The sequence below is a fragment of the Acinetobacter sp. GXMZU3951 genome, assembly GCF_054457875.1.
The window spans coordinates 124,190-143,404 of sequence record NZ_JBTLFO010000004.1 but is presented as its reverse complement, the minus strand read 5'-3'; the positions used below and the strand labels follow the sequence as shown (position 1 = coordinate 143,404).

The following is a 19,215-nucleotide window of genomic DNA, read 5'->3' as shown; positions in this document are numbered from 1 at the left end:
CCATGCATACTCAATCTAATACGGCTCTTGGTATTACCTTTAATGTTATCGCCTCTTTATTATTTGGGTTAATGTTTGCATATACCTCTCTACTCCATTCATTACAGGGAAATGAAATCTATGGTTGGCGTATATTACTTACATTCCCATGCCTGACGATTTTCATTATTCTTCAAGGAAATTGGTCACAAGTTATCAGTATTTATAGACGTTTATACAATGAGCGCTATTTCTTTTTTACTCGGGTTATATCTTCATTTTTAATTGGAATACAACTTTGGTTGTTCATGTGGGCACCCAGTAATGGTTATGGGCTGGATGTATCTTTGGGCTATTTTATGATGCCTATTGCCATGGTGATTCTAGGTCGTATTGCATTTAAAGATAAAATGTCACGATTACAAAAGTTGTCCTGTATCTTTGCAATACTGGGCATTATTAACATGCTGGTTCTGTCACAAACGTTGACATGGCCAACTTTACTGATTTGTTTAGGTTATCCCATTTATTTTTGGTTAAGACAAAAAACAAATACCAACAATATTGGTGGTGTTTGGTTTGATATGATCTTCAGCCTGCCGATAAGTATTTTTTTTATCCTTCAAGGTGGAGTCTTATCCGGAGAATTTGGCCCTCTATTTGACATACTTTGGTTGGTTTTAGGCTTAGGACTCATCAGTGCATTGGCATTAGGTTTCCAGTCGCTATCAGCTCCGCATCTTAATCTTAGTCTTTTTGGTCTTCTTGTATATGTTGAACCAGTATTGTTACTGACCGTTTCTATATTACTTGGAGAAACAATTAAGTCAGCAGAATGGCCAACTTATATTGCGATTTGGTTAGCGGTGTGTGCCCTCATGCTTGAAGGCATTATCAACTTAAAGAAAAAGCATATTGCTTAATTATCAGAACTGATGGATTTCAATTCAAAAGGTAAAGGTGTTCTTTTAACTTAAAATGCCTAATCAAATTATTTAGCTTTTGCTTCCTGTTTAAGCCAATCTCTAAATGCACTTAATTTGGCAAGTGATTGGCTTTCCGAACGATATACAACATAGTAAGCAAGCGCAGAAGCACATTGTAATTCAGGATAAAGTCGAATTAAACGTCCTGTCTTTAAATCATCATGAGTCATCATGTTTATCATTCCAGTCGATAAACAAATTTTGCAGATTATTGCTTTAATGGTTGCTACACCAATGGCTGGGAACGTTGTTGTAATCTCCAATACTTTGGGCTTACATCCTGAAAAAGCTGCTACTTCAGTCATGTTGAGCACAATGCTGGCTTTAGTTACGGTTCCTATCGCACTCTACTTTGTTATTAATTTTTAAACTCTAATTAATGATAAAACGCCTTAAAATTGTAAGGCGTTTTCTCTGTTTAAAGATCGATAAGGTTGCTAACTGTATTTTCGAGGTAAATTAAATTTTAGAAAGAGCTTCAAGATGCTCGGCAAAGCTCCCTTCCTTTCCAGTTGCATTAACATGATCAAAGTAATCATACCAACCGCTTGCTTTAATGCCAGCAAGTAACGCATCACGAGCTTCTTGATTTGGGAAGTACCAGACACCTAAAAAAACTATAATGATTCATGCGCTGTGGTTTACGGTAAATCTACTTCTTAATTTATTGTTTTCATTAATGATCTTAATGGTGAAAATGATGAATTTAGATTATAAAAAATAATCCGTATCACTCTCAATTTTAGGTGAAATATGCTGTTCAACCCACGTTAGCCATGCTCTGGTTTTAGCATCAATAAAATGACGTGAAGGTAATAAGGTATACACCCCTATATCAGGCGATCTCCAATCTGTTAAAATACGGCGTAATCGTCCAGTACGGATAGCCTCAATCACTGTAAAAGTTGGAAGCAAGGCAATGCCCATGTCTTGCTGAACCATATCCAGCAAGAGTTCTGGTGAATCTGCAATTAATGGTCCTGTTATATCAATTTGATTCGAACAGCTATTTTCACTCACCAAATGCCATTGCGGTGTTATTGAGGGGTTCACCAATCTTAAACAGGCATGTTTTTGTAAATCATCTAATGATTTTGGTTCGCCATATTTTTCTAAATACGTTGGTGATGCACAAAGTACCGAAAAAATTGTCCCAATCTGACGGGCTACAAATCGTGAGTCAGCCAAAGATTCCGCAAGATATAAACTGACGTCAATTCCTTTACCTAAAAGGTCAGGGACATTCTGAGAAGTTCGGTATTCAACAGTCAACTCTGGATAGGTTTGACAGAAATCGGCCATCATTGGCGACACATAATGATGCCCAAAACTTGCCATACTCAAAACACGTAACTTTCCCTGCGGTTTGGTTGCCCTGCCCATGGCTTGAGTTTCAGCTTCATCGACCATGGCGAGTACGTGGCGACATTGCTCTGCATAAGTTGCACCAATATCGGTCAGTGCGTGCTGTCTTGTCGTTCGTTGTAGTAATTTTGTTCCTAAACGCTCTTCTAACTCGCTAACGAGTCGCGATACTTGCGCTGTTGTCAGTTCCATCTGCTCTGCCGCAGCAGTAAAGCTTCCACTATCAATGACTTTGAGAAAAGCATGCATTGCATGAAGTAATCCACCATCAAGATTTTTGCGCATAACGTAAATATCTTTTGCTTAATTACGCATTGTTGCACCAGTCTGGATCAATCACAATGACATTAATGTACATACATTGAGCAGTTCTAGTGTCTGAAATGAACTGATCAACCTTTTCTGAGTATGTCATTTACTCCAAATATTCAACAGGATGTTGAAAAAGAAAGTAGCTCGAACTACAAGATTCTAAGGAGACATAAATGAATATAGCGACAAAATTTACTCCAATTAAAATTCCAACCAAGGATGTATCACTCGAAGATAAATATCTCAGTGATCACGGTACTGCTTACATGACAGGTATTCAGGCCATGGTGCGCTTACCCCTCGCGCAAACACGGCGGGATACTTTAAACGGTTATCATACTGCTGGTTTTATTTCTGGTTATCGTGGTTCCCCTGTCGGAAATTATGATAATTATCTCTGGCAAGTTGAAGGCATACTTAAAGACCATCATGTGGTTTTTCAACCTGGCGTAAATGAAGATCTCGCTGCTACTGCAATTTGGGGGACTCAACAAGCCAATCTCGCTGGTCAAGGTAAATATGATGGTGTGACCTCTTGGTGGTATGGCAAAGGCCCTGGTGTAGATCGTTCTGGAGATGTTCTGCGTCATGCCAATCTTGCGGGTACCTCAGAACTGGGTGGTGTGGTGGCTTTCTTTGGAGATGACCATTCTTGTAAATCTTCGAGTATTCCACACCAGTCAGAACACGTGATGATCGGTTGCGGCATTCCCATTTTTTACCCGAGCTCAATCCAGCAACTTCTAGATTTAGGTGTGCATGCTGTCGCAATGTCCCGCTTTGCTGGCGTATGGACATCAATGAAGTTGGTCAGTGAAATTGTCGAAACTTCTGCTTCTGTGCATGTAGATTCAGATCGCGTCACACCTATTTTACCTCAAAATATTCAAATGCCTGAAGATGGTGTCAACATTCGTTGGCCGGATCACGGTATTCAACAAGAAGAACGTTTATATAAATATCGCATACCCGCAGTATTGGCTTATGCTCGTGAAAATGAACTGAATCAGGTCACATGGCCTTGTCCAGATGCGCGTATTGGTATTGCCGCCAGTGGTAAAGGCTATTTAGATACCATTGAGGCTTTAAGGATTCTAGGCATTGAAGACGAAACCGCCCAACAGCTTGGTCTACGTGTGTACCAAGTTGCTTTAATTTGGCCTTTGGAGCCACAAGGTCTGCGTGAATTTGCTGAAGGTTTAGAAGAACTGATTGTTGTAGAAGAAAAACGTCCGATCATAGAAGCACAAATTAAAGATGAGTTGTATGCACTGCCAGATGGCAAACGCCCGCGTGTGATCGGTAAAGCCTGTGATGGAAAAGGTGAATGGAGTACCTCGATTGAGGAAGCCCCTTTGATTGGTTACTTTGAGTACCAACCTGAACCGATTGCCAAAATGTTGGCCGCTCGCTTCTTAAAATTGGATATTCCAGAAACTTTAAAAACGCAAATTCAAAGTCGCGTTGAGCTATTACAAAAAGCAGAGCAAGAATCAGCACGTGTGCTGGATATTGCCGAACGCAAACCTTTCTTTTGTAGTGGTTGCCCTCACAACGCATCCACAAAATTACCCGAAGGCAGTCGCGCACTAGGCGGGATTGGTTGTCATTATATTGCCGTGTTACAAAATCATGGAACAGAAACGTTCTCGCATATGGGCGGCGAAGGTGTGAGTTGGGCCGGTGCCTCTCACTTTACCAATGAAAAGCATATTTTTGCCAATATCGGCGATGGAACTTATTTCCATTCAGGTTATCTAGCAATCCGCCAAGCGATCGCGGCAAAACTCAATATCACCTACAAAATTCTCTATAACGATGCTGTTGCAATGACGGGTGGTCAGCATGTCGATGGCCATCTCAGCGTGGCACAGTTAACCCGACAACTCGATGCAGAAGGCATCACCAAACAAGTGATTGTTACGGATGAACCAGAGTTAATTCATGCAGAAGAAGGCATTGCACCTCACGTCGAGATTTACCACAGAAACGAACTCGATGAGGTTCAACGCAAACTACGTGAGATTTCTGGCGTTACGGCGCTCATTTATGTTCAAACCTGTGCCAGTGAAAAACGTCGTCGTCGTAAACGCAATGCTTATCCTGATATTGCCGAGCGCGTTTTTATTAACAGTGAAATTTGTGAAGGCTGTGGCGACTGTTCTAAACAATCGAACTGTTTATCGATTGAACCTGTTGAAACGGCGTTAGGCACTAAACGTCAAATCAATCAAAGCAGCTGTAACAAAGACTTCTCCTGTATCAATGGGTTCTGTCCGAGTTTTGTGACCGTACATACCCGTGATACGAAACGCCCAGACATATTCGAAGGGATACCTGCTGGCTGGCCTGAAAAGCCTGTTATTCCTGAACTTGCGCAAGATCCAATGCGTATCATGGTCGGTGGTATAGGAGGTACAGGTGTGGTGACATCAGGTGCTCTACTGGGGATGGCTGCACATTTGGAAGGTAAAGCAGCACGCATTATGGATATGGCCGGACTTGCTCAAAAAGGCGGTACCGTTTACTCCTACATACAACTTGCAACTGAAGATGATCAAATTTCCTCCACCAAAATCCCTGCAGGGCAATGTGATGTTTTAATCGGTGCAGATGCGATTGTCGCAGGCAGTAAAGCAGCACTCTCTCGTTTAAAAGCAAATGCTGTGGTGCTCGTCAATGAAGATAGTTCCCCTACTTCAAATTTCCTTGAGTCTCGTGATTGGTATGCGCCAATTACAGATTTGATTCATCGACTCCGTGGACGAACCACACAAGGAAAACTCATCGCTTTACCTGCAACACGTATTGCGACTCAAGTGCTGGGTGATGCAATCTTTGCTAATCAAATCTTGCTTGGCATGGCTTGGCAAGCCGGTCAAATTCCGTTGAAGCGGGAAAGTATTGAAAAAGCAATCCAACTAAATGACACGGCGGCCGAACAAAACCTTGAAGCGTTCCGTATCGGTTGTCATCTAATCAGTGAGCCAGACTTAGCCAAACGCATTATTGCAAGCATACCAGCAACGCATAAACCAAGCACCTTGCCCGAACTGGTTGATGACCGTGCTGCGCGTCTTGTTGAGTATTGGAATCAAGACTACGCAACACAGTACCGCACACTGGTGGAACAAGCTGCCAAAGTGTTGCCAGAAGAATTAGCTGGAACCATTGCGACCCAGCTCTATCGAGTCATGGCGTATAAAGATGAGTACGAAGTTGCGCGTTTACTTACCGGAAAAAGCTTTAAACAATCGATTGAAACGCAATTTGGTCAAGGCCTACGTTTAACCTATCACCTTGCACCGCCAGCTTTGGGGACTCATGCCACCACCCGCAAACGTGCTTTCGGTTATTGGATGCGTTTCCCAATGATGATTCTTGCTCGTCTACAGTGGCTCAGAGAAACTTTCCTTGATCCTTTTGCTTTACAGCAAGAACGTCAAAAAGAACAGGCTTGGCGTGATCGCTATATCGCCTTTGTGAAAGACATTAGTTCAGCTGCTGAAAGCTATGACTTGTCTGTAGCTGAGCAAATTGCTCAATTACCCGCGGAGGTACGTGGCTTTGGTCATATTAAAATGCAAGCAATGGAAACAGCAATCCAACGCTGGGATGAACTTTCATTGAGTCTGCGTAAAGAACCGCAATAAAGCGAACGGATCATTGAATAAGGTGGATCGTTTATAAAAAAGAGCCATAAGCTGTATGGCTCTTTTTTACTGAAGATTAAGCTGAAAAAGATGTATGATTTCGGGATGTGTGAAGTTGTAAACAAGTCTGAATATACTCGGCATAGACCGATAATTTTTCATAAATATGTTCTGCATAAAACATATCCTCCACTAGTTGCTTAGCTTGAATCTGGTTATAACGACCACTCACAGAGAGCAACTCTGCATTTAATATTGAAAATTTCTCACAGAGTTCCATATAGTTTTGATCTTTATGTTTAAACAACAACTGACGCATATTTAATTCCGTACTCTCCTGGATTTTGTCCCACGGATCCGTCCGAATCCAATAAATTTTGATTTTAAAAAACTGTTCAACCGCCGCTAATTTTTGGGCATCAAGCTTTAAGTGAGTAATTAAATAAATCTGAGTGACATCTGCTCGGCACAAAGCATTCAGTAAGGCGTAATAGAGAAATTCAACCTCGTCTAAATCCGTATCATGCAGGTCTAAATAAATATTCAGGGCTTGTAACACCTCATCTATTTTTATATTCACCTTGTTTTCCGCCTGATAGTAGCGGTTCAATAGATTCAGTACAGGTGTGGTGGCTTGACTATGATAGAGCGTGGTTTGATTTAAATTCCCCAGAATAAAAGGGGCAAACAAGTAAGCCAAACTTGACTGCTCAGGCTGAATGGCCGACTGCACAATATAATTGGCTTTCGCCTGAGAAAGTTCACGTAATACTTTGGACCGTAATAGTGTTGCTTCTAAATTGACAAACTTCTGTATTAGCTTCATTTTTAGCTTTTCAGACATTCCCTGTTCAATAATTTCCGGAATTCGATTCAGACTCTCTGTAACAAACATTTCAGCACGCTCTGTATGTATCATATCCCTCATTTTTAATGCTTTTGCGAATCAGCAGTAGCTACAGAATCGGGCTGAATGAATATAACAGCGTATTATTATTGACGATCTCTGTTATATTTTTTAAGGGGTATTCCTGTACCTACATCTTGAATATTTTGTCCTGCAAAATCTTGATAATTATTCAAAGTAGGTAGTTTTGATGAAACGATCTATAATTTTCTATAACACTGAAATAAAGCGTGTTGGTTCCAAAAATCTCAGAAATCTATGTCTGAAATGGGAGGTCCTATGAACCTCGGTTTAACCGCACTTGAACTCGCTCGAATTCAATTTGCTTTTACTGTTTCATTTCACATTATCTTTCCTGCCACTTCAATTGGCTTAGCCTGCTTTTTAGCCTTGCTCGAATGGAAATGGTTACGCACGCAAAACCCGATTTATAAAGATCTATTTAAATACTGGATTAAAATTTTTGCAGTCGCTTTTGCAATGGGCGTTGTATCTGGCATTGTTATGTCCTATCAGTTCGGCACCAACTGGAGTGAATTTTCCCGTATTGCAGGTTCTGTTACAGGTCCATTATTGGCTTATGAGGTATTAACGGCATTTTTCCTCGAAGCTGGATTTCTCGGCATTATGCTGTTCGGTTGGGGACGTGTCGGTCCTAAAGCACATTTTTTTGCCACCTTGATGGTTGCGATTGGCACCTGTATTTCCATGTTCTGGATTTTATCTTCCAACAGTTGGATGCAAACTCCGCAAGGCTTTGCGGTAGAAAATGGCATTATTGTGCCATCAGACTGGCTGGCGATTGTGTTTAACCCCTCCTTTCCCTATCGCTTTGCCCATATGGCAACCGCTGCTTTTCTTGTTTCTTCTTTATTGGTGGTCGGAACTGCCGCTTGGCATTTATTCAAAGGTCGTCGAGATGCGTTGGTCAAAAAGTCTTTCTCTATGGGACTTTGGATGGTGCTCGTCACTTCATGCCTGCAAGTGGTGATTGGAGACCAGCACGGTCTAAATACCCTTGAGCATCAACCGACTAAATTGGCTGCCATTGAAGGTCACTGGGAAACCAATCATGACCATGGCATGCCACTACTGTTATTTGCTTTACCCGATATGGAAAATGAACGGAATAACTTAGAAGTTGGCATTCCCAATTTAGGCAGTCTCATTTTAACCCACTCCATGGAGGGAAAAGTCACGGGATTAAAAGACTTCGCCCCAGAAGATCGACCACCTGTGCCCATTGTGTTCTGGAGTTTCCGCGTCATGGTGGGACTCGGCATGCTGATGGTGTTGATGTCGCTGACTGGGTTATGGCTACGTAAACAAAACCGTTTATATGAGAGCCGTCGTTTTCATCAGTTTGCAGTCCTTATGGGACCGACCGGTTATATCGCCTTACTTGCAGGTTGGGTGACTACGGAAGTTGGTCGACAGCCTTGGGTGGTCTACGGCGTGATCCGTACGCAGCATGGTTTATCACATACTGTCACAGCGGAACAAGTCGGTCTGAGCCTGATTATTTTTGTACTGGTCTATACCGTAGTTTTTGGTACTGGCATCTACTACATGCTGAAATTAATCAAGGCAGGTCCCGTACATATCGACAGTGTAGATTCGCAGCTTGCAGGTCCAGGCCACTTTAAAACCCCAATGCGGCTCTTAAGTGCTGTGGATGAGAGCATAGAGGGTTCGGCAAAGCATACACCTGACAATAAGGAGCAGCATCATGATTGATCTTGCATTAGTCTGGGTCGGTATTATTGGCTTGGGCGTATTAATTTACGTGGTCATGGATGGTTTTGATCTTGGTATTGGTATCTTGTTTCCTTTCATTCAAGGCAAACAAGAACGTGATGTCATGATGAACACGGTTGCTCCTGTGTGGGATGGTAACGAAACCTGGATGGTCTTAGGTGGCGCGGGGCTGTTTGCCGCTTTTCCTTTGGTGTATTCCACTGTCTTATCCGCCTTGTATTTACCCATCATTTTTATGGTGGTGGCTTTAATTTTCCGCGGCGTGGCTTTCGAATTCCGCTTTAAAGCCAATCGCAGCAAGCCCTTATGGGATCAAGCATTTATATGGGGTTCTTTCTTTGCTAGCTTTTTCCAAGGGGTGATTCTCGGCGCATATATTCAAGGGATTGAAACCCGCAACGGCATTTACAGTGGTGGTCCACTCGATTGGCTAACCCCATTCTCTTTGTTTGTGGGCTTAGGGGTAGTCATCATGTATAGCGCCTTAGGTTGTGCATGGCTCATCATGAAAACCGAAGCGGATTTACAAGCGAAGATGTATACACTCATGCCTAAGCTGATCATCATCTTGTTGATGGTATTTGGCGCAGTCAGTATCTATACCCCGATTAGCCATCCTGACATTGCACAGCGCTGGTTTAGCTTGCCGAATCTATTTTATTTCAGCCCTGTGCCTGTTTTGGTTCTGGTCTGTTCGGGATTCATCTTAAAAGCATGTACACAGCGCAAAGATGTGCAACCCTTTGTCTTGACGCTCGGTCTGGTCTTTCTGGCCTTTACAGGGTTTGTGATTAGTTTATGGCCCAACATCATTCCACCGACGGTTTCCATTTGGCAAGCAGCAGCACCTGAATCGAGTATGAAATTTGCCTTGGTTGGTGCTGTCATTTTGATTCCAATTATTCTGACTTATACCTTTTTATCTTACTGGGTATTCCGTGACAAAGTCCGTATTGGTGATGAAGGCTATCATTAAGCAAGGTGACCCTGATGAAAAAAATACACAATCGTTTGAGCCCCACTGCATGGTTCATATTATTATGGTGTTTTGGTTTTCTGACCCTTGGCTTAATTGCTGGTTTTTTTAGACTGCTACTGCGTCTAGCCTATTAAAAACGGACTTAATAAAAATTTGGATAGCAGTGCAATGGCTGCTATCCCTTTCCCCTATGAGCATGACACTGTATGTATAAATCAGAACAACTGGCCTTAAGTCTTAAGCATTTAATTGAAACTGGGACGTGGAAAGCCCATGAGAAACTTCCCTCTTTAAGACAGCAAGTTGAGATTTCAGGGTTTAGCTTAATGACGGTAATGAATGCCTATCAGGAGTTGGAGGCACAAGGACTAATTTATTCTAAAGAAAAATTAGGCTACTTCATTGCCGAAAATCCTGTGCAAATGGCGCTTGCAAAAAAAGTCATTGTGAATGACAAAATCGAAATTAACTCCATTGTTTTTAGATATTTAAAATCGATTCAATCGGAAAAAATTATCCCTTTGGGGAGTGCTTTCCCGAATAGCCAGCTGCTTTATTCAGCAAAACTGATGCAGACTTTGGCGCAACAGGCCAAATACCGCGTGGGTTATGAGCAGATGCCCAGCTTACCCCCAGGCAACTACGAGCTAAGAAAACTGATTGCGCAACGCTACTGCATGCAAGGCATTCCGACGGATCCTTCGGATATTGTGATTACGTCAGGTGGTCTGGACGCATTAAATCTGTCTTTAAGAGCCATGACTCAAGCCGGTGATTACATTCTCCTGCAAGAAACGGTGTTTTATGGTGCATGGCAAGCTGCGGAAAATCTGGGTTTAAAAGTCATTACTATTCCAGAACATCCTGAACATGGATTAGATCTGGAAGCCTTTAAAAAAGCCATTAGCAGCTATCCCATCAAAGTCTGTTTACTGATGCTGAACAGCCATAATCCAATTGGTTTTACCGTCAGTGATGAAATTAAATTTGAGCTGGCGAAACTGCTGCATCAGCATGACATTTATTTGATTGAAGATGATGTCTACGAAGAGCTTTATTATGATCAAAAAAAGCCGCTGTCGATGAAATATTATGACCAGCACAATTTAGTGCTGCATTGTTCTTCATTTTCCAAAACATTGGGGGCAGGTTTTCGTGTCGGTTGGGTCTATGCGGGGAAATTTTCTGAACATGTTCAGCATTTGCAATTGATGAGCACCATCTCGGTCAACTCCTTTATTCAAAATGCACTGGTGGACTATCTTTCACACCGTCATTATGAAAAACATTTAAAGGATCTGCGTACCACCTTAAAACGACTTAAAAATCAATATCATCAATATCTCAGCCATCACTTACCCGAAAATTGTAGCGTGCATTATTATCCTTCTGGCTATTTTCTTTGGGTGACACTGCCTGAACATATAGACAGCAGTCACATTTATGAAAAAATGATTCAGAATGGGATTGGTATTGCTCCAAGCATGCTGTTTTATCGTAAGAATAAAAAGCAGAACCACATTCGCATTAATTGTTCCTTTGAAATGAATGAAAATATCACTCAAGCTTTGGATCTCTTAATTAAACAAATTGCGGAAATGTAGTAGCGATATTGATCATCGCGATAGCTCTATGTCTGGCAAATTTAAGCCCGCATGTTTTGCATAACACAACATCCAATCAAAATGCACTTTGTGGGTTGTAGTTTATTGTTTTATTGATATTAATTTTCACTGTAAAACATATTCCCAGATGATAAAACCAATGAAAAACCCTAGAAATGAATAGGCCGTGATGATAAAGAATACAAACCATGCCTTATTTTTTTTAAATAAAAAATCCATCACTACGTCCCATCACTGATCTTGAATGAATATTTTAAGCGTCAGATCTGGGAAGTGTAGGTACAGTTTTTCAAGGAAAAATATAACAGCAGTGAATTACTTAACGTCAAAGGCATCTGCTAGATTTCGCCATCTGCATGCTCAGCGTATATAATTAAGCATCGTGCCTTATTGCTTTAAATCAAATATGCCCCATGCTTTTAATGACAACGCTCAAATTAGCGTGGTCTCTACTTTTTCTGAACTCGTAAATTCGAATTTTCACGGCGAAATGAATGCGATTTGCTGGTATAGAAATTTGGCGGGTGATTTTCGAGAAATTGTGGCTAAACTTCAGTTAAAAGAAAATATTACCGAAGTGTCGGTTGACGATCTTTTGGCCCTGCAACTCTCAGAAGCAGGTCATCAAGCACGAGCAATTATTTTAAGTGACATCCAGTTATTAACTGATTTTGGCGCATCCCCCTGTCTAAATCTACTGAAATGCTATGAGCGCGATGACGAACTCGATTTCATTTCTACCGATGTGTATTCCTATCACGTTGATCGCTCACCGATTGAAACGGATACATTTCTCTGTACCTATCATGGTTCTGCCAGTGAGATTCTGCCGAATGATCAGGTTCAGCAAAAGATTTTGATCCCAGCAATCCGAGAGAAACTCAAAGAGTTGCATGATGGTCCCGAAGCAGAATTTGAAACTTTTTTGGAAGAATATTTCTTTGATTTGCACTATCAGGCTAAAGCCGAAGCCACCCCTGTGAATTTAGGCAAAGGTCATCTTTGGCGCTTGGCAGTAGATCATCCCACGCAACAGGTTTTACCTTGTGTGCATCGCGCGCCCATAGAGCAAGAGGGTGAGTATAGACTCCTACTGATTTGTTAAATGTTTATTTGAGATTTTGAATTAATCAGAAGTGTTTTTCTCCGACTCAGTTGCTTAGTATTACTCAAGTTGGAGGAGTCATCGCAATTACACTCGAAGCAAAAGCATCTTGCTTTTTATTTAGCACAAGCCTAAAGTTAGCTTGAATGTCGAGCGGAATTGAGTCAAATGAACATTAGCGAATTATCCAAACAAAGTGGGTTGAGTACCCCGACCATTCGTTATTATGAACAGATTAAGCTACTGCCTAAAGCAAAACGCAAGTCAAATGGCTATAGAGAATATAGTGAAAATGATCTCAAACAGCTTTTTTTAATTCAACAGGCACAACAAGTTGGTTTTTCCTTGGCTGAGATTAAAGCTTTTTTACCTTCCAATGTCTCAACTTGGAATCACGATGTGCTGATTAATATTCTTGAAAGCAAAATTAAGGATATTGAGGATCTTGAGCAAAAATTAGCGATGAGCAAACAAAACTTGCGCACTATGATTGATGCCATCAATAAAAAACCTGATGAAATCACCTGTGAAGAAAATGCCCAACGCTTATTAAATCTCTATTATGAAAATGAAAAGAATTCATGATTTTTCTCGAATTTAGCCCTATCCAAGTTTTAATTTTCCCAACAAAAACAGATTGACCTTAAAGTAGACTTTAAGCATAGCATAGGCCACAGGTGATATAGAGGAGCCTGTCATGTTTAAAAGTGGGAATATTCAAACGTGGTTAATCTCGGTTTTAATGCTATTCGTTATAAGCAACTCAGTTCATGCTACCGAGACTGCTCAAGTCGGAGATCGTCAATCTCTCGGCAAAATTCTGGTGGTGATGACCAATCACTCAGCCTACCCAACGCGAACAGATACAACGGGTTTATGGCTGACTGAATTGACGCATTTTTATGATGTTGCACAGACGGCTGGTTATGAAATGGATTTTGTCAGTCCCCAAGGGGGTGCTATTCCTCTCGATGAGCGTAGTTTGAAACCTGTGTATATGGATCAATCTGCAAAAGCGCATTTAGCCGATCCTCAATTTATGCTGCGCTTAAAAACCACACTCGCAGCAACTGCAATTGAACCATCCGACTATAAAGCGATTTATTACACGGGTGGGCATGGCACCATGTGGGATTTCCCCAATAACCTTGCGTTAAAGCATATTAGTGAAAAAATCTATCAGCAAGGTGGCGTGGTATCTGCTGTCTGTCATGGTGTGGGCGGATTATTAGCTTTGCAAGATGCTCATGGTCAATCTTTAATTGCTGGCAGAACAGTGACAGGGTTTGCCAATATTGAAGAGACCTTATCTGGAGTCAAGTCGCAAGTCCCTTTTTCACTTCAAGATGGCTTAATTGCACGCGGTGCTAAATATCAACGTGCATTTTTACCGTTTACCTCGTATGTGGTTTCGGATGATCGAATTATTACTGGTCAAAACCCTCAGTCCAACAAAGAAATTGCACAAGCCGTTGTGGCACGCTTAAACAGCATCAATTAAAGCTCATTGTCTTCATCTAGGTCGGATTTATAACGTCTGACCTTTTTATTATCTGTCTGATTTCAATCTTTCTTTATTCTATTCATCTTATTTCATTTCCTCCTCAAAAAACACTTGACCTTAAAGCTTACTTTAATCTTAGCATTTGATTAAGGTTAATAGGAGGAACATGATGATGTTCAACAATCTTAATTTACGCCGTACGGCATCCGCGATCTCCATCGGCTTGTTGATCAGCTTATCAGCTCAAGCCGAGGATGCTCATCTTGGTGCGGTGGATAATGCCAAGCAAACGACCACGGTGGAATTTGGACCGTATAAGGTTCAAGTGCCTAAAGGTGGCTATTATGATCGATTCCGTATGAATCCCGATCTAGATGAAGTAGCCAAAGACCCGGCTGCGGGCAATATTGATTACTTCCGTACAATTCCTAAACAGCTGGTCGATACACGCGTGGGTAAGGTCTGGTCGCCAAATTTTTATTATCGTACCAGTAATGTGCAAGTCTTAATGTTAGCGCCTATTGCTAAATTAAAAGCCAAACTACCTGCGCCACTCGAGCCTTTACAAGCTTTTCCGGGGTACGGTTTGGTTTCTCTCACCTTCTTTGCCTATGCTGTCGGCGATGTAGACCCTTATGATGAAGTCTCTGTTGCGGTTGTTGTACGTCAACCGGGTGCACATCATTTTAATAGCACTGAATTACTCAGCTCGATGCGCACGCATCAGTATTATGGTCATGTACTGGCATTACCTGTAGATACCGAAATCGCTCGTGTGCGTGGCGTGTATGGTTATCAATTACCCAAATGGTTGACTGCAATTGATCTCAACATCGGTGAAAAGCAGGTTCAAGCGCAAATTTTCAATACAAATGGAACACCTGACCTCAGCCTGACAGCAGCATTGCCAACGCTGAAAACAGTCCAACCTCAGTCACGGATTGAGACGAAAACCATGTATCAACTTGTTGATGGTAAATGGCACAGTACCTCTGTCGAATCCAACACACTGACATATGGACAAACGTTATTTCCGAAGCATGTTGAACTGACCAGAAATGGCGGTCCTTTGAGTCAATTGCTGGATGAGCTTGGTGCAGCCAAAATTTTACGTTTCGATGTGGTTAAAGATGCACAACTAGCACTGAATATGCCAGTTCCCTATACCTCTTTAGATAAGGTTAAAGTAGCTAAGAAAAACTAATCTCGCTCAAACACTATAGCCTCTTTATTTAAAGGGGCTATTTTTTATTGCCTTAAATCGGTATTTTGATAGATCTATAACCGTTAAACTTTTAAAATTGAATATGTTGGAGGGGTTTGTTTTAATCTTATTTAATGCTCTGTTTCAAGTTTGAATAGACAACACCAGTCCATTTTTTTTATGAAAAAATAATGCCAGTAAAATAAAACCATAACTTCATCCTCTGTTTTAGCAGCCCTCCGTTACACTACGATCATTTCAGTGCATCTTAAAAAGGGAGGCCTATCTGGATGTCTGCTGGATGAGCAGGGTTATAGAAATTTAACCTGATTTTCATTTGAGATTGGCTATAAATTATAAGCATGCATAATTTATAAAAAAGCCAACGACTGAACATCCATCGTTGGCCTTTAATTAGTCATCTTAATCTTTACGAAATTGTTAATGAGCCTGAACCCGGAATTTTCGTAACCAAATCAGCACCCATCAATTTCGCAGGTGTATATGTCCCGCCCTGAACGGTATTTTTCAGTAAATACTGAATGACCATAAGCGAACCACTGATCGTTAAACTGTAGGTATTATCCGTTTGTATTCTCGCTGTTTTCGTGTGTCCTTGGGTATTTCTGACCTCACCCCAGACATACGTTGGGAGTGTGGCACGAATGGACTCATCTGGTCCAACCACGGAGGTGCTAATCCTTGCTTTAATCATATGCTGTATAAATTTAAGCTTTAACAATGGACGAATATAGTTCAACATTTTTGCCACAGCAATCATTTTAGGCGTTGCTGGAACAAAGACCTCAATATTCGGAATACCCGTGGTATAGAATGCAGTTGAAACGTCTCCCCAAGGGATACTCATTGCCGTTTTTTCACCATCGCCAAAGTTGATTTTGCGTACATGATGGGCTAATGCAACCTTAGTAATCTTCGCATTCTTGCGGATTTTTCCACCTTCAGCCATTCCCTCGGTACTGGTTTTTGCTGTCCCCGGTGAAAAACCTGACTTTGAGTCAAATCCTAATGCTAAATGTGTTGCATCAGGCATGGCTTGTTTAAGTGTTGCCGCGACGCAATCTGTAGGGATGACATCAAAACCCACACCAGGACAAAGTACCATATTGGCGTGTTGCGCTTGGCTATTTAAGGATTGTGCGAGTTCAAATACTGCAATTTCACCCGTAATGTCGAGATAATGTGCTCCTGCCTTTAAACACGCGAGCATCATTGGTTTAGAGGTTGCGGAAAATGGTCCTGCGCAGTGCATCACAAGTGCAACGTCTTTGAGTTGTTCACTGACCTGTTCAAGATCATCTAAAGCAAAAGCTTTGAACTCAAGTCCTAGCTCTTGCGCGAGCGTATGCACTTTTGTGGTATTACGTCCAGCCAATATAGGTGTTAAACCTTGCTGCACAGCTTTACGGGCGATTAACTCGCCCGTATAGCCATTTGCACCGTATATCATCCATTTCTTGTTGTTTTCTGTCATATCTAACCTTTTTTATGATGCTAATGCATAGTCACGCATACGACTTTTATATTGGCGGGTACGACGCGCCATGGCCGCTTGTTGTAAGATTAATGCCCATAACGGTGAAACTTTTGGATTTGGTGCTTTGCCAATACTAAGTTTACGCAACTGAAATTTCACGGTCGCCATATTGGCAAGCGAAGCCAAAGTTTTATTTTCCCAAGTAATTGGCTTGAGCTCTGGTGCAACATTTTGACCTTGTTTCCAAGCATTGGGTAAGTTTGGATCAATCGCTAATGCAGTTGCAATGCCGACCATATCCACACCGCTTTCAATTACTTGTTCAGCAACTTGTTTACGACGGATGCCCCCTGTCACCATTACAGGCATTTTGGCCACTTTACGAATTTCTTGGGCAAACTCTAAGAAATAAGCTTCACGGGCTAGGGTTCGACCATCACGTGCCTGACCCTGCATGGCGGGTGCTTCATAGCTCCCCCCCGATAATTCAACCAAGTCCACAGGCAATTCATTTAACATTTTGACCACTTGCTGAGCATCTTCGGCACTAAAGCCCCCCCGTTGAAAGTCAGCTGAATTTAGCTTAACGGCTACAGTAAATTCAGCTGAAACCACAGCACGGACGGCTTTAACAATTTCAATTAAGATCCGCGCTCGGTTTTCTAATGAACCGCCCCATTGGTCTTGGCGTTTGTTGCTCAGGGGAGATAGAAATTGGCTTAATAAATAGCCGTGTGCAGCATGAATTTCAACCCCTGTAAAACCCGCTTTTTCACCTAAACGTGCGGTATTGGCAAAACGTTGAATCACTTCTTTGATCATGTCTTGCGTCATTTCAATCGGAGTATTAAAGCGATCTGACATTTTGCCTAAATCTAGTGGAATTGCTGAAGGTGCCCATGTTGCCTGCCCCAAGTTAGATTGCATTTGGCGACCAGGATGGTTGATCTGCAACCAAACTTGAGCACCTTTAGCACGACCCGTTTGAGCCCAGCGTTTAAAGGTGTCTAAGTGCTTTTCGTCTTCCAATACGACGACGCCCGGTCCTGTCATCGCACGGCGATCCACCATTACATTGCCTGTAATGATCAGTCCAACACCGCCTTCGGCCCAAGCTTGATACAAACGCATTAATTCTTCAGATGGCGCATGGTTTAAATCCGCCATGTTCTCTTCCATTGCTGCTTTAGCAATGCGGTTAGGGATACTTGAGCCATTTGGGAAAACTAATTTTTCAAACACTTTCATTTTCGTGTCCTCATTGGGTATGAGTTCACTTTAAGATTAAAGCTTACTTTAATGTCAATAAGTTTTATCTCTTATTTTTTATTTTCTATGTAACCAATTATTTTTATTAAATAATTTTTTCTTTAAAGCAAAAAATAGAAGCACATAGGCTTCTATTTTTCTTTTTACTTTAAAGTGAACTCAGGATTAGGATCGAATAAAGGCCAATAAATCAGGGTTTATCACCTCGGCATTGACGGTTAACATGCCATGAGAAAAGCCTGGATATGTTTTCAGCGTTCCGTTTTGCACCAGTTTTACAGCTAAAGCACCCGAATTTTCATAAGGAACCACTTGGTCATCATCGCCATGCATAACCAAGACAGGGACTGAGATTTTTTTAAGATCTTCAGTAAAGTCGGTCTGTGAAAATGCCACAATGCCATCATAATGCGCTTTGGCCCCACCCATCATCCCTTGGCGCCACCAGTTCCAAATAATCGGTTCTGAGGGTTCAATACCCTCTCGATTGAAGCCATAAAAAGGCCCTGCAGGTACGTTATAGTAAAATTCAGCGCGATTTTTAAAGAGCTGATTTTGTAAATCATCAAAAACTTCTTTAGGTAAACCATCTGGATTATTTTCGGTTTTGACCATTATCGGTGGAACCGCACTCACCAATACGGCTTTAGCGACATTTTCCTCGCCATGACGAGCGATATAATGGGCAACTTCACCTCCACCTGTTGAGTGGCCAATGTGAATCACATTTTTTAGACCTAAGTGCTGTACCACTGCTGCAACATCATCCGCATAATGGTCCATGTCATGACCGTCCCAGACTTGACTCGAACGGCCATGTCCACGACGATCATGTGCGACAACGCGAAAACCTTCATTTAAAAAGAATAAGAGTTGAGTATCCCAGTCATCTGAACTGAGTGGCCATCCATGATGGAAAAAAAGGACTTGAGCATCTTGAGGTCCCCAATCTTTATAGAAAATATCTACACCATCTTTCGTTGTGACAAATGCCATGTTTGTTTCTCCTGTGTAAGATTTACACGTTAGAGGGGGTGTCTATGTTTTAATTAATGTGTGTTATTAAAATAC

The 19,215-nt window shown here is 41.6% G+C and carries 17 protein-coding genes; 9 read left to right on the top strand and 8 right to left on the bottom strand.

Annotated features, from left to right (window positions below; genetic code table 11):
* Window positions 1-2: 2 nt before the first annotated feature.
* Window positions 3-902: an EamA family transporter RarD gene (gene rarD / locus ACX17N_RS08460; protein WP_458892125.1), complete on the top strand. Its 900-nt coding sequence runs from the start codon at window positions 3-5 to the stop codon at window positions 900-902.
* Window positions 903-970: 68 nt separating this feature from the next.
* Here the strand turns inward: rarD and ACX17N_RS08455 are convergent, their stop codons facing one another.
* From ACX17N_RS08455 to ACX17N_RS08445, 3 genes are all read right to left on the bottom strand, one after another.
* The gene (locus ACX17N_RS08455; RefSeq protein ID WP_458892124.1) at window positions 971-1,270 is read right to left on the bottom strand and encodes a hypothetical protein; all 300 of its coding nucleotides are present in this window, start codon (window positions 1,268-1,270) and stop codon (window positions 971-973) included.
* A gap of 154 nt (window positions 1,271-1,424) precedes the next feature.
* On the bottom strand, window positions 1,425-1,586 hold the full coding sequence (locus ACX17N_RS08450) for a DUF6616 family protein (protein WP_458892241.1): 162 nt from the start codon (window positions 1,584-1,586) through the stop codon (window positions 1,425-1,427).
* Between the two features lie 90 nt (window positions 1,587-1,676).
* Window positions 1,677-2,615 carry a LysR substrate-binding domain-containing protein gene (locus ACX17N_RS08445; RefSeq protein ID WP_458892123.1) on the bottom strand — a complete coding sequence of 313 codons (939 nt, stop codon included), beginning with the start codon at window positions 2,613-2,615 and terminating at the stop codon, window positions 1,677-1,679.
* A gap of 200 nt (window positions 2,616-2,815) precedes the next feature.
* Between ACX17N_RS08445 and ACX17N_RS08440 the strand changes: the two genes are divergently transcribed.
* A complete protein-coding gene (locus tag ACX17N_RS08440; RefSeq protein WP_458892122.1) occupies window positions 2,816-6,295 on the top strand; it encodes an indolepyruvate ferredoxin oxidoreductase family protein in 3,480 nt (1,159 codons plus the stop codon).
* 76 nt (window positions 6,296-6,371) lie between these two features.
* Here the strand turns inward: ACX17N_RS08440 and ACX17N_RS08435 are convergent, their stop codons facing one another.
* A complete protein-coding gene (locus tag ACX17N_RS08435; protein WP_458892240.1) occupies window positions 6,372-7,190 on the bottom strand; it encodes a hypothetical protein in 819 nt (272 codons plus the stop codon).
* Between the two features lie 291 nt (window positions 7,191-7,481).
* Between ACX17N_RS08435 and ACX17N_RS08430 the strand changes: the two genes are divergently transcribed.
* From ACX17N_RS08430 to ACX17N_RS08420, 3 genes are all read left to right on the top strand, one after another.
* A complete protein-coding gene (locus tag ACX17N_RS08430) occupies window positions 7,482-8,939 on the top strand; it encodes a cytochrome ubiquinol oxidase subunit I (protein WP_458892121.1) in 1,458 nt (485 codons plus the stop codon).
* Complete coding sequence (cydB, locus tag ACX17N_RS08425; protein ID WP_458892120.1) at window positions 8,932-9,936, top strand: cytochrome d ubiquinol oxidase subunit II; 1,005 nt, start codon at window positions 8,932-8,934, stop codon at window positions 9,934-9,936. Before ACX17N_RS08430 ends, cydB begins: the two co-directional genes overlap by 8 nt.
* 209 nt (window positions 9,937-10,145) lie before the next feature.
* Entirely contained in the window at window positions 10,146-11,543 is a 1,398-nt protein-coding gene (locus ACX17N_RS08420) for an aminotransferase-like domain-containing protein (protein ID WP_458892119.1), read from the top strand.
* Window positions 11,544-11,669: 126 nt separating this feature from the next.
* Here the strand turns inward: ACX17N_RS08420 and ACX17N_RS08415 are convergent, their stop codons facing one another.
* Window positions 11,670-11,783: a hypothetical protein gene (locus ACX17N_RS08415; protein ID WP_458892118.1), complete on the bottom strand. Its 114-nt coding sequence runs from the start codon at window positions 11,781-11,783 to the stop codon at window positions 11,670-11,672.
* A 187-nt stretch (window positions 11,784-11,970) separates the two neighbouring features.
* On the opposite strand from ACX17N_RS08415, the gene ACX17N_RS08410 reads away from it, so the two are divergent.
* The 4 genes from ACX17N_RS08410 (at window position 11,971) to ACX17N_RS08395 (ending at window position 15,377) form a co-directional block, all read left to right on the top strand.
* Window positions 11,971-12,669 (top strand): DUF1826 domain-containing protein, encoded by a 699-nt coding sequence (locus tag ACX17N_RS08410; RefSeq protein WP_458892117.1) that lies wholly within the window; start codon window positions 11,971-11,973, stop codon window positions 12,667-12,669.
* 168 nt (window positions 12,670-12,837) lie between these two features.
* Window positions 12,838-13,254, top strand: a complete 417-nt coding sequence (locus ACX17N_RS08405) for a MerR family transcriptional regulator (RefSeq protein ID WP_458892116.1) — start codon at window positions 12,838-12,840, stop codon at window positions 13,252-13,254.
* Window positions 13,255-13,366: 112 nt separating this feature from the next.
* Complete coding sequence (locus ACX17N_RS08400; RefSeq protein ID WP_458892115.1) at window positions 13,367-14,170, top strand: type 1 glutamine amidotransferase domain-containing protein; 804 nt, start codon at window positions 13,367-13,369, stop codon at window positions 14,168-14,170.
* 175 nt (window positions 14,171-14,345) lie between these two features.
* Window positions 14,346-15,377 (top strand): acetoacetate decarboxylase, encoded by a 1,032-nt coding sequence (locus ACX17N_RS08395; RefSeq protein WP_458892239.1) that lies wholly within the window; start codon window positions 14,346-14,348, stop codon window positions 15,375-15,377.
* A 430-nt stretch (window positions 15,378-15,807) separates the two neighbouring features.
* On the opposite strand, the gene ACX17N_RS08390 is transcribed toward ACX17N_RS08395, so the two are convergent.
* The 3 genes from ACX17N_RS08390 to ACX17N_RS08380 all read right to left on the bottom strand — a co-directional run bounded on the left by ACX17N_RS08390 (window position 15,808) and on the right by ACX17N_RS08380 (window position 19,140).
* Window positions 15,808-16,872, bottom strand: a complete 1,065-nt coding sequence (locus ACX17N_RS08390) for a saccharopine dehydrogenase family protein (protein ID WP_458892114.1) — start codon at window positions 16,870-16,872, stop codon at window positions 15,808-15,810.
* Between the two features lie 12 nt (window positions 16,873-16,884).
* Window positions 16,885-18,123, bottom strand: a complete 1,239-nt coding sequence (locus ACX17N_RS08385) for an NADH:flavin oxidoreductase/NADH oxidase family protein (protein WP_458892113.1) — start codon at window positions 18,121-18,123, stop codon at window positions 16,885-16,887.
* Between the two features lie 186 nt (window positions 18,124-18,309).
* On the bottom strand, window positions 18,310-19,140 hold the full coding sequence (locus tag ACX17N_RS08380; protein ID WP_458892112.1) for an alpha/beta fold hydrolase: 831 nt from the start codon (window positions 19,138-19,140) through the stop codon (window positions 18,310-18,312).
* Between the last annotated feature and the right edge of the window lie 75 nt (window positions 19,141-19,215).